This is a genomic window from Candidatus Zixiibacteriota bacterium, from assembly GCA_040752595.1.
GTDB lineage: Bacteria > Zixibacteria > MSB-5A5 > WJJR01 > WJJR01 > JACQFV01.
In genome coordinates this window covers 59,607-70,084 of the sequence record JBFMGX010000050.1, presented here as the reverse complement: position 1 = coordinate 70,084, position 10,478 = coordinate 59,607, and the positions used below count along the sequence as shown (strand labels likewise).

13 protein-coding genes are annotated in these 10,478 nt (G+C 62.8%); all 13 read left to right on the top strand.

The window, feature by feature from the left end; all coding sequences use genetic code 11:
• On the top strand, positions 1-420 hold a 420-nt coding region (locus tag AB1792_12140), incomplete at its 5' end, for a DUF2169 domain-containing protein (GenBank protein ID MEW5702963.1).
• A gap of 147 nt (positions 421-567) precedes the next feature.
• A complete protein-coding gene (locus AB1792_12135) occupies positions 568-1,647 on the top strand; it encodes a beta-ketoacyl synthase N-terminal-like domain-containing protein (protein ID MEW5702962.1) in 1,080 nt (359 codons plus the stop codon).
• A 2-nt stretch (positions 1,648-1,649) separates the two neighbouring features.
• A complete protein-coding gene (locus tag AB1792_12130; protein ID MEW5702961.1) occupies positions 1,650-2,036 on the top strand; it encodes a DUF4150 domain-containing protein in 387 nt (128 codons plus the stop codon).
• Positions 2,036-2,530, top strand: coding sequence for a hypothetical protein (locus tag AB1792_12125; protein ID MEW5702960.1), 495 nt, complete (start codon positions 2,036-2,038; stop codon positions 2,528-2,530). Before AB1792_12130 ends, AB1792_12125 begins: the two co-directional genes overlap by 1 nt.
• 21 nt (positions 2,531-2,551) lie before the next feature.
• Entirely contained in the window at positions 2,552-3,220 is a 669-nt protein-coding gene (locus AB1792_12120; protein MEW5702959.1) for a hypothetical protein, read from the top strand.
• Between the two features lie 89 nt (positions 3,221-3,309).
• Positions 3,310-4,590, top strand: coding sequence for a TIGR02270 family protein (locus tag AB1792_12115; GenBank protein MEW5702958.1), 1,281 nt, complete (start codon positions 3,310-3,312; stop codon positions 4,588-4,590).
• 113 nt (positions 4,591-4,703) lie between these two features.
• A complete protein-coding gene (gene motA, locus AB1792_12110; GenBank protein MEW5702957.1) occupies positions 4,704-5,564 on the top strand; it encodes a flagellar motor stator protein MotA in 861 nt (286 codons plus the stop codon).
• A gap of 33 nt (positions 5,565-5,597) precedes the next feature.
• Positions 5,598-6,443: a flagellar motor protein MotB gene (locus AB1792_12105; protein ID MEW5702956.1), complete on the top strand. Its 846-nt coding sequence runs from the start codon at positions 5,598-5,600 to the stop codon at positions 6,441-6,443.
• Positions 6,444-6,538: 95 nt separating this feature from the next.
• Complete coding sequence (locus AB1792_12100) at positions 6,539-7,390, top strand: hypothetical protein (protein ID MEW5702955.1); 852 nt, start codon at positions 6,539-6,541, stop codon at positions 7,388-7,390.
• A gap of 220 nt (positions 7,391-7,610) precedes the next feature.
• Entirely contained in the window at positions 7,611-8,795 is a 1,185-nt protein-coding gene (locus AB1792_12095; protein MEW5702954.1) for a cysteine desulfurase family protein, read from the top strand.
• A 98-nt stretch (positions 8,796-8,893) separates the two neighbouring features.
• Positions 8,894-9,286 (top strand): iron-sulfur cluster assembly accessory protein, encoded by a 393-nt coding sequence (locus AB1792_12090; protein ID MEW5702953.1) that lies wholly within the window; start codon positions 8,894-8,896, stop codon positions 9,284-9,286.
• Between the two features lie 64 nt (positions 9,287-9,350).
• Positions 9,351-9,665 carry a DUF2480 family protein gene (locus AB1792_12085; GenBank protein MEW5702952.1) on the top strand — a complete coding sequence of 105 codons (315 nt, stop codon included), beginning with the start codon at positions 9,351-9,353 and terminating at the stop codon, positions 9,663-9,665.
• Between the two features lie 187 nt (positions 9,666-9,852).
• Positions 9,853-10,443 (top strand): YceI family protein, encoded by a 591-nt coding sequence (locus AB1792_12080; protein MEW5702951.1) that lies wholly within the window; start codon positions 9,853-9,855, stop codon positions 10,441-10,443.
• Positions 10,444-10,478 lie beyond the last annotated feature (35 nt).

Here is a 10,478-nt window from a genome sequence, read left to right as displayed (position 1 = left end):
TTCGGCCCCATCGGCCGACACTGGGTCCCGCGCGTCGATTGGGCCGGGACATACGATGAGACATGGGAGAAGGAGCGTCTGCCGCTTCTGCCGCGCGACTTCGATGATCGTTTCTATCAGTGCGCCCCGCCCGACCAACAATCTCCGCAATATCTCAAGGGCGGCGAGCCGGTGGCGCTGCTGAATCTGACGCCGGAAGGGCTCCTGCGATTCAACCTCCCGCGTGTATGGTTATCATTCCGTACCCGGATCGCGGGTGAGAACATCGATCACCATGCCGACTTGCACACCGTGATCCTCGAACCCGATATGCCGCGCGTCATCATGATCTGGCACACGGCGCTTCCCTGCCACGGGAGGGACACGAAGATCCAGGGAACGACGGTCGAGCAGAAGGAGTTCCATGAGTTCTCACGATGAGGCGGTTGGTGGGCATATCCTCTCCCTCCGGGAGAGGTCGCCCGCCTCTGGCGGGCGAGTGAGGGAGTCGACGACGGTTCTGTGTCAAAGCACCTCCTTGATTGAGGACAAGGGGCTTGAGCCCCTTGCCTGAGAACGGCGGTAACGATGACGGCCAAGCGCGAGCATGACTCCGTCTGCATCGTCGGGATCGGCGCCTGCACCGCGCTCGGCGCCGACTTGCCGGCGAGCGCCGCTGCTGTGCGCGCGGCGATCAGCGGCTTTGCCGATCACCCCTACATGATCGACAAGGCCGGAGACCCGATGGTTGTGGCCCGCGCCTTATTCGTGCCGGAGGACCTGACCGCCGCAAATCGTCTCGCCCACATCGCCGCCGAGGCCGCCAAGGAGGCACTGGCGCCGTTCACGGGCAGCGGGAAACGGTTGCAGAAACTGCCCACCGTCGTCGGTCTGCCTCCCGATCGTCCCGGCCGCAACGGCGGGCTCGAGGGCGTTTTCACCCAGCGATTCCAGGCTGAGCTGACGGAGGTTGCGCAACTGGCCCCGCTGCGCACCTTATCCTCCGGTCATGCCGCCGGGATCGATGCGCTCGCGCAGGCGTGGCGGATGATCCGTTCCGGCGATCTGGATCTCTGTCTCGTAGGCGGCGTCGATTCCTACCATGAACCCGAGACTCTGGAATGGCTCGACGAACTCGAGCAATTGCACTCGGACGCCAACAAGTGGGGGTTCATCCCCGGCGAGGGCGCCGGCTTTGTGCTCTTGTCCTCTTCGCAGTTCGCGCAGCAGAACAAGCTGGAACCACTGGGATACGTGTTGGCCGCCGCTGTCACGAGGGAGAAGAACCTCATCAAGACCGACACGGTCTGCGTCGGCGAGGGGTTGTCCGAGGCGGTTGCACAGGTCCTGCAATTGCTGCCGTCCCAAGATAGGACGGTGCATCAGACGATTTGCGACATGAACGGCGAGCGTTACCGCGCTGATGAATTCGGCTACACGCTGGTGCGTACCAATGAACACTATGCCGATCCCGGCGAGTTTGTGGCCCCGGCCGACTGCTGGGGCGATGTCGGCGCCGCCTCGGCGCCGCTGTTCATCGGCCTGGCGGTGACCGCCGGTCGGAAAGGGTACGCCGAGGGTCCCAACACCCTGATCTGGGCCAGTTCCGAACGCGGCGAACGCGGCGCGGCGCTGATTCGTGTCGAGACCGAGCCGAGGGAGGTGTAGCCATGCCGGTCACGATCTCCGTCAATGGGCTGTCACTGGCGCACAAGGGGAGCACCGGCATCGCCGCGGCGACCATTCCCGACATCTGCAAGACACCCAGCCCCGGCGGGCCGGTCCCGATCCCTTATCCAAATATCGCCATGTCCAGCAACCTCGCCAGCGGCACCACGACGGTGAAGGGCGATGGACAGATGATCGCCATCAAGGGGTCGGAGTACTCGATGAGCACCGGCGACGAACCCGGCACGATTGGCGGCGTCAAATCGAGCACGTTCAAGAAAGAGGCCAAGTGGATCACCTACTCGTTTGACGTCAAGATGGACGGCAAGAACGCCTGCCGGTTGATGGACAAGATGACCATGAACCACGCCAACACGGTGAGCTTGTAATGCCGAACTTGCAGGCGCCGGTAGTGGGCGCGCCGGACTCTGGCTCCGAGGTCTGTGAAGACCTCAAGAAGACCAGGGACGCCACGGTCAAAGAGGAGCTTCCTCCGAGCAAGACGAAGGGTGCCACCATCGCCGTGGGAATGGCCACGACACCCTCAGGCACGGAAATGATGGGAGGGGCGAGCTCCATCAGCAAGAGCACGGTGAAGAAGGGGGGAAAGTACGCGCACTGGGCCCAGGGAGTGAAGAAAGGACAGACGTCAAACGTCAAGACGTGTGACGGAAAGACCTTCCAGTACAAGCAGGGTGGGAGACCGAAGGAAGGGCATGCCGAGGCCAAGATCATCGAAGATTTCTTCAAGGGAGGCGGCCAGGGGAAGTTGGTCTTGAGCATCACGAAGAAGCCGTGTGAAGATTGCCAGAGACTCATCGATGAGGTGAACAAAGGCACCGATGGTCAGGGAGATTGCGACATCATTACGGTCTGCAAGTAAAGAACGTCCGGAGGTGCGCAGATGGCTCTCAGTCCCCCGCGTTACATCCCGATAGCGATCCTGCAGAAGGCCCCAGTGACACACAGCTGGGATGATTGGGATCCCTACCCGCTGGTCGGAACTCAGCGCGAAGAGACGATGGACCGGCTGGCACGCCTGTCCGATCGCGCCATCATTGCATTCGCGATTGGGTGCGCCGAGTGGGTGGTGTTTCGTCTGGGCAATCTGTCCACCGACCCGACACCGTTGGACTTCTTGGAAGCGGCATGGGCCTTCGAGATGGACAAGGAGATTGAGTCCCTCCCGGAATCAGAGGATAAGGACTGGCAGGGCCCGATTCGCGGCCCATTGGACCTCTCCTTGATGACGATTCTCAACACATACTACACAACCGAGGAGGGTACCGCTGAGATCGAAGGGGCGTTCGCGGAGCTCGTCGCCCTTCATGTTCAGCACGATACGTCCTATTTTGAAGCCTGGCGAAAGCGAGCTCTCCAGAGGTTGTCGGATCATTACCCAAGGAAAAAATCTGACACTTGGGGCCCACCTGTCCCGAGGGAAGTGCTGGATCCAGCCGTGAAGATCTCTCCTGAGCTCGCGCAGGAATACGTACAGCGCTTCTTGGACGGTCTGGACTTCGAGAAGAACCCCTTCCTCAAGCGCGTACCCGGAGGGGACAACTCGCGATGAGCAATCGCGTTGCCATCGTCGGCACACAGACCATGCCCAGCCCCTGCAGCGGCAGGCGCGAGACTATCAGTAGATGAGAGGTATCGCAAATGGCAGAGGTGCCCCCCGCGTCCCTGTCGCAGGCACAAAGTGACATCCTCCCCCAATACGCCGCCGATGCCGCCTTCCTGTGGCTGCTGCGCGAGCAGGCGGTGCGTGCGCCGCACTACACGCTGGCCGAGCTGATCCGGCTCGATGAACGGATCGAGGCGCAGCTCGATGGGTTGCGGGTTGCCGGCAACGACGGTTGGGAAGCGGCACAGCAGGAATTGGAATGGGAGGAGCCCGGCGAGGTGTTCGTCGCCGCCGTGCCGGCGTTCGAGTCGGACGACATGGCGCGCATCCAGCCGGTGCTGACTTTGGCGCGCGAGTCGCATGAATTGGAGCGCGGGCTGATCGCGGCGCTGGCCTGGATCCCGTACCGGAAAGTGGCGCTTCGAATCAACCAATTGGCCGCGGCACAGACCGCGGACCTGCGACGCATCGGGATTGCCGCTGCCGCCTGCCACCGTCAGGACCCGGGTCGACCATTGGACGATTCGCTCGACAGTGACGATCCACGACTTCGCGCACGCGCCCTCCGTGCGGCCGGACAACTGCGTCGCACCGACCTTTTGTCCGCCATCCGCAAACGCAAGACAGACGAGGACGAATCGTGCCGATTTTCCGCCGCTTGGTCGGCGGCATTGCTCGGCGACCGAAGTCTCGTCCCCGTGCTGCAATCGGTGGCCATGGGCGACAGTCCCCTGGCAGCGGCGGCCATGGACATGGCACTGCGCTGCCTCGATCTTCCCCAAGCCCATGCCTGGCGCAAAGAGATCGCCGCCGATTCGCAACGCGCGCGCGAAGCGGTGATGGCAGCAAGCATCATCGGCGATCCCATACTGACTCCCGAATTGATCGACCGGATGTCCGATCCGGCTTTGGCCCGCCTCGCCGGTGAATCGTTTACATCCATCACCGGAATCGATCTTGAACAAGCCAAGCTCACCGGGCAGCCCCCGCCGGAGTCGAACGCGGGACCGACCGATTCCCCGGAGGACGAGAACGTTGCACCTGATCCCGACGAGAACCTCCCCTGGCCCGATCCGGTCTTGGTCCAAGACTGGTGGAACAAACACCGGCAGCAGTTCCCTGTCGGCACACGCCACCTCCTCGGCCAGCCGATGACGACCGCCTCACTGACACAGGTGTTGCGCGAAGGACGGCAATGTCAGCGGATCGCCGCGGCGCTCGAATCGGTCCTCCTCGATCCCAAGGGCCGTACGCCGCTGTTTGAGACTCGCGCCCCCGGCCTCCGCCAGCAACGAATCCTGGAAAAGGAATCCTGACAGCCCGCTTGGGCCCATCGGGATACGCCTGGCTACGCGCTCAAGATCGGCGACGATCTGACGACATTCTCCCTGAGGGATCGACAATCCACCGTCGCCCCGGAGGGACAACTGTGATTGCATTCGTGGGCATCGGCGTCGTGGTCGTATCGGTGATCGGAGGGTTTTTGGTCGCCGGCGGCAAGTTGCTCGTGTTGATGCAGCCGGCGGAGTACATCGTCATCCTCGGCGCCGCGGCGGGGTCGCTGTTGATCGCCAACGGTCCCACCGTGATCAAGAACCTGATTCAGCAGGTGCTGAATCTCCCCAAACCGGGACCGACGAAGAAGGACTATCTGGACTTGCTGGTGATGAGCTATGAGCTCTTGACCATTGCGCGGCGGGACGGAGTGATGGCACTGGAAACGCACATCGAACACCCCAACGAATCCAAGATCATCTCCAAATACCCGAGTTTCGCCCAGAACCACCATGCGGTCGATTTCCTCGCCGACACGATGCGCTTGATCATCTCCGGATCGGGGATCCAATCGCATGATCTGGAAGCGCTCATGGACGTCGACAATGAGACCCATCATCACGAACACAGCAAACCGTCGCGGGTCCTACAGGTGATTGGCGATGCCCTCCCCGGTCTGGGGATCGTGGCGGCGGTGTTGGGCGTGATCATCACGATGCAGTCGATCGACGGGCCGGTGGAGGAGATCGGCCACCATGTGGGAGCGGCGCTGGTCGGGACCTTTCTCGGTGTGCTGGCCGCTTACGGTTTCGTGCAGCCGATGTCGGCCAACCTCGCGGCCAAGTCGGATGAACACCAGAAGTACTATGTCGCGCTCAAACAGGTTCTTTTGGCCTTTCACAAGGGTTCGGTTCCGGCCATTGCTGTGGAATTCGCCCGACGGACTCTGCCTTCGGATGTACGCCCCGGCTTCACGGAATTGGAAGAGGCCTGCCGCGCATCGCGCGGGCAATAGCGGCGGTTTGACCCCCGATGTGACTTGCGCGCCATGGAATCCGGTCTCGAAAACCAGGCCCCCGTCCTGATCATCAGGAAATCGGGCGGGCACGAGGGGCATCACGGCGGCGCCTGGAAGGTGGCGTATGCCGACTTCGTGACCGCCATGATGGCGTTCTTCCTGGTCCTGTGGCTGGTGGGGCAGAGTGAAAAGGTCAAGTCCGCGGTGGGCGGTTATTTCCGCGATCCGGTCGGCTTCAGTGAGAAGGTCGGCACCGGCATGATGGAAGGTTCGCAGTCTCCGATTACCCCACCGAAACCAAGCGCACAGTCCGAGGCCCAGCGTCGTCGCGACGAAGAACGGACCCGCGACGAGTTGAACCGCACAGGGAAGGAGCTGGTCGATGCTCTGTTGGCCCTCCCCGGACTGAGCGACATCGGAGACCAGATCGAAGTGGAACTGACCGAGGAAGGGCTGCGCATCCAACTGATGGAGTCAGGTGATTCCACATTCTTCGACCTCGGAAGTTCCACCCTCTCGCCCCGCGGCATGGAAGTCCTCTCGACCGTCGGACGGATGCTCGGGACGCAGAGGCATGAGATCGTCATCGAAGGACACACCGACAGCCGCCAGTATGCCGGGAAACGCGGTTATACCAATTGGGAGCTGTCGTCCGACCGCGCCAACACCGCCCGCCGGGTCTTGGAAACCAATGGCATTGACCCGTCACGGATCAAACTCGTCCGTGCCTATGCCGATCATGCGCTGCGCTATCCGGATCACCCCGAGGATCCCCGCAATCGGCGCGTGGCCATTGTCGTGCTCAATGAGTTCTCCCTCAAGAGATACATCGACCTCAGCGAACGGGCCCAACTGGCCGGACGCGACACGCTATAACAACCGATTCCCCGTCACCGACCCAGACGCGGGCGGCCGCGGTTTGTGTTGCGCCAGGCCGGGCTGGGCCTCTATCTTGTTATATGGAATGCACCATGGCAGAAGCACCCGGATCACCATCCGACGACCAGTCCGCCGTGCTGTCGGAGGAGGAATCCCCCTTTCGACACTACGTTCCCGGGGAACGCCCCCGGTCCGATGCGGCGTTCTTCGAGTTGTTGCTCCTGCGGGTCGTGTCACAGCCCGCACCGCTGAACAACTTCGAGGAAGTCTGGCCGCGCGCCATGCAGACGCTCGCCGGCTTGAACATCTTCCGGTTGGCCAATCTCTCCGGTCAGGAGATCGCCACGGCGACTTCGACAATCGGCGGGGAGTTCGGAGCCCGACTCGCAGACAAGACCGATTCCCTGGCCGCTTGGGCCGAGGCCTTCTGGCGGGTCAGGCAAATCTATGGCTCATTCCGCCAATACCTGCGTTCGTTCGACAATGACGGTCTTGACGCTCTGTTGGATGATCTGAAGCAACGCCTCCCGGGGCTTTCTCCGGATTTCCTGGCGGCGTACTTGCGCGAAGTGGGTGAGAAGGCCACGGTCGCGCCCGCCGCCCGTACAGCCCAGACAACAGGACGCAAGGGAGCAGCGGCCGCAACTCCCGCTCCCACCACACCGACCCGGCCGGCCGCCGAACGGCCCGCTCCCGGGTCGGAAGACAAGGGGCGCAAGCGGCGACGCGGACGTGGCAGTGCTGCAAAACAACCAGCCCCGGCCACCAGTGCAACCGCGGCCGCTCCTCCGAAGCCTGAGTCCAAGCAGGCGCAGACCCAGTCAACCGAGAAAGCTGCGGGTCGCAACCGACGGAACCGGCGGCGGTTCTTCCGGCGCAAACGGGGTCGCGATGGCTCGGCTCGATCCGAGACTCAGAGCTCGTCAACCGCGTCACAGGGGTGAGGCTTTGAGCACGACCCGAACCCCCAGCGGAGGAATCGTCTCCAATCCGCGACGACCGCAGTTCTGAGTTCCCTGTCCGCCGGCGTGTCGATCTCTGTCGTCCTCGGGGAATTATCCGTCCCGTTCCGATCGGATCCCGGGCTCGTCACTCCTGAAGGAAGGCGCCAATGGCGTCGTCGCGGCCCCGTAGGTACGGACGTATGAATGGAATGGCCACGAAATGAAACTGCCCATCTACATGGATCACCATGCGACGACGCCCGTCGATCCGCGGGTGCTGGCGGCGATGATGCCATACTTCGGCGAGAAGTTCGGCAATGCGGCCTCCGTGACACACGCCTTCGGCTGGGAAGCGGAGGAAGCGGTCGAAACCGCACGGCGTCAGATCGCCGGCGCCATCGGCGCGCAACCCAAGGAGATCATCTTCACGTCGGGCGCCACCGAAGCCGACAACCTGGCCCTCAAGGGAATCATGCGCGCGGCCGGACCGGGGAGCCACTTGATCATCTCCGCGATCGAGCACAAGGCCGTTCTCGACTGTGCCCGCCGACTGGAGGAGGAGGGGACGAAGGTCGCCTACCTGCCGGTGGGACATGACGGCTTGGTCGACCCCGAGGCCGTGCGAGAGGCGATCACCGACCGCACGGTGCTCATCTCCATCATCCATGCCAACAACGAGATTGGCGTAATCCAGCCGCTACGCGCCATCAGTCGGATCGCGCATGAGCGCGGCATACCTGTCCACACCGACGCTGCCCAGTCGCTGGGCCGCATTCCCATGGATGTGGTGGCGGACGGCATCGACCTGTTGTCGCTCTCCGCGCACAAGATCTATGGTCCCAAAGGGGTCGGCGCCCTGTACATCCGCGGCGGCAGGCCACGCATACGGCTGGCACCGCTGATGGACGGAGGCGGGCATGAGCGCGGACTTCGCCCCGGCACGCTCCCTGTACCGTTGGTGGTCGGCTTCGGCGCCGCGGTCGAATTCGCAATGGGTGAATTGCCGGCAGAGTCGCAGCGTCTCGCCGGGCTGCGCGACCGGCTGATGCACGCCATCATGGAGCACCTCGACGGCGTTCGTCTCAACGGCGCCTTGTCGCCCCGACTGCCCAACAATCTCAATCTGTCGTTTGCCTCGGTGGAAGGCGAGGCGATCCTCTTGGGACTGAAGGATGATGTCGCCTTGTCCTCGGGCTCGGCCTGCACATCGGCCATCCCGGAAGCCTCCCATGTCCTGGCCGCCATCGGCCTGACCGTGGAATTGGCCCACGCCTCGGTCCGCTTTGGGCTCGGTCGCTCCAACACGGCCGAAGAAATCGACTATGTCGCCGGGCGGGTCGTCGAGACCGTCCAGCGGCTGCGGCGCATGTCCCCTCTCTACCGGATCTCCCAGCCGCCCCGCTGAATTCAACTACAACAGGACCGGTGAATCAGACGTAATTAGTCTGCTTTTGGCGCGGAGCCGTATGTGCCGCCCGGATTCCCGGAAGCGGGGGAAGCAGAATGCCAATACCCGGTGAAGCAACATCCCCAACCAACAGGACCGATCCAACCGTCCATGCATCGGTTCCAGTCATCGACCTGACCGAGGCGGCGGCCGCGGAGGTTCGTCGATTGATCGATTCCCGCGGTCTGACGGACGTCTATCTGCGAGTCGGCGTCCAGGGGGGCGGGTGTTCGGGGTTGAGCTACCTGATGGACCTCGATAGCAACATCGGCCCACACGACAAGATCTTCGAAGTCCGCGGGGTCAAGATCATTGTGGATCTGAAGAGCGCGCTGTACCTCCGTGGCACGGTGATCGACCACGCGAATTCTCTCGTCGGCGGGGGATTCAAGTTCAGCAACCCGAACGCGTCCAAGTCGTGCGGCTGCGGCACGTCGTTTTCCGCGTGATGAACATCCGGTAGTTCAGGCCTGAGGTGCCCCACCCGGAGGGTGGGATTCGCCACGTGCTCCCATGCCCCTCTTCGACCTTGAGTCCTTCGCCGACGACGGCGTCTTCCGTGAACAGAGCGTCCGCGAACGATTCGCGGCTGTGGACTGGGAGAAGTACCGTGGCAAGACCGTGCATGTCCGCGGCTGCGGCAGCGCTGTCGTGCCGACCTGGCTCTATCTGATGGCTGCGGCGCACCTCGCCCTGGTGGCCCGTCGGATCACCTTCGGCGAGGAGCGCGCTCCCATGACTGTCTTCATCCGGCCAACACCGACGCCAGGAGAAGCCGCCACTCCGAGTACCGCCGGCAGCGCAAGCCACGGGCGTGCAATCGGTTAGCCGCGCTGGTCTGGCGTGAGACCCGGCGGCTCCCCTGACGAAGTGTCTTCGGCACAAGGCGGTTGCTCTGATGCAATCGACCCGACAGACGGGAACCTGTGACTCGCTGGGCGGTTGAACGCATACGTGTTCGCGCCTATACTGTCATCGGTATTGAATAACTGGAATTCCCACCAAGGAGGAACGAATGTTCAAACGCCCCGCGCTTGTTATATCCGCGATCTTGGTCACCGCACTGGCCGCCCACGGGGAGACCTTCAAGATCGACCCCAAGCACTCGCACGTTGATTTCACCGTGCGCCACCTGATGATCAGTCGTGTCCCAGGGAACTTCACCGGCTTCTCCGGCACGATTGAGTACGATCCCCAGGATACCAGCAAGTGGGCGGTGGATGTCCAGATCACCACTGCCAGCATCAATACCGGCGATTCGACGCGTGACAAGCACCTCCGCAGCGGCGACTTCCTCGCCGTCGACAGCTTCCCTTTGATCACGTTCAAGTCGACCAAGGTCACGCCCAAGGGGAACGGGAAGTTCGACGTTCTCGGCAATCTCACAATGCGTGGCGTCACCAAACCGGTGACCCTGAACGCCGAGATTTTGGGCACGATGGAAGACCCGCGCATGGGCAAGCGCTTGGGCTTCGCCGCGACAACGACGATTGACCGCATGGACTACGGCGTGAGCTGGAATCGGACCGTGGAAGCAGGCGGGCTGGTCGTGGGCCACGAGGTCACCATCGACTTGGGAGTTGAGGCGTTTATCCCCAAGCAGTAGCCGTACCACGTTTTCCGGCAGTCACAGATTCGGTG

What these genes read in the sequence shown, in the direction of transcription:
- AB1792_12135 (MEW5702962.1), top strand. Translation starts at nt 568, where the DNA reads ATGACGGCCAAGCGCGAGCATGACTCCGTCTGCATCGTCGGGATCGGC.
- AB1792_12115 (MEW5702958.1), top strand. Translation starts at nt 3,310, where the DNA reads ATGGCAGAGGTGCCCCCCGCGTCCCTGTCGCAGGCACAAAGTGACATC.
- AB1792_12085 (MEW5702952.1), top strand. Translation starts at nt 9,351, where the DNA reads ATGCCCCTCTTCGACCTTGAGTCCTTCGCCGACGACGGCGTCTTCCGT.
- AB1792_12090 (MEW5702953.1), top strand. Translation starts at nt 8,894, where the DNA reads ATGCCAATACCCGGTGAAGCAACATCCCCAACCAACAGGACCGATCCA.
- AB1792_12130 (MEW5702961.1), top strand. Translation starts at nt 1,650, where the DNA reads ATGCCGGTCACGATCTCCGTCAATGGGCTGTCACTGGCGCACAAGGGG.
- AB1792_12120 (MEW5702959.1), top strand. Translation starts at nt 2,552, where the DNA reads ATGGCTCTCAGTCCCCCGCGTTACATCCCGATAGCGATCCTGCAGAAG.
- AB1792_12125 (MEW5702960.1), top strand. Translation starts at nt 2,036, where the DNA reads ATGCCGAACTTGCAGGCGCCGGTAGTGGGCGCGCCGGACTCTGGCTCC.
- AB1792_12095 (MEW5702954.1), top strand. Translation starts at nt 7,611, where the DNA reads ATGAAACTGCCCATCTACATGGATCACCATGCGACGACGCCCGTCGAT.
- AB1792_12100 (MEW5702955.1), top strand. Translation starts at nt 6,539, where the DNA reads ATGGCAGAAGCACCCGGATCACCATCCGACGACCAGTCCGCCGTGCTG.
- AB1792_12105 (MEW5702956.1), top strand. Translation starts at nt 5,598, where the DNA reads ATGGAATCCGGTCTCGAAAACCAGGCCCCCGTCCTGATCATCAGGAAA.
- AB1792_12080 (MEW5702951.1), top strand. Translation starts at nt 9,853, where the DNA reads ATGTTCAAACGCCCCGCGCTTGTTATATCCGCGATCTTGGTCACCGCA.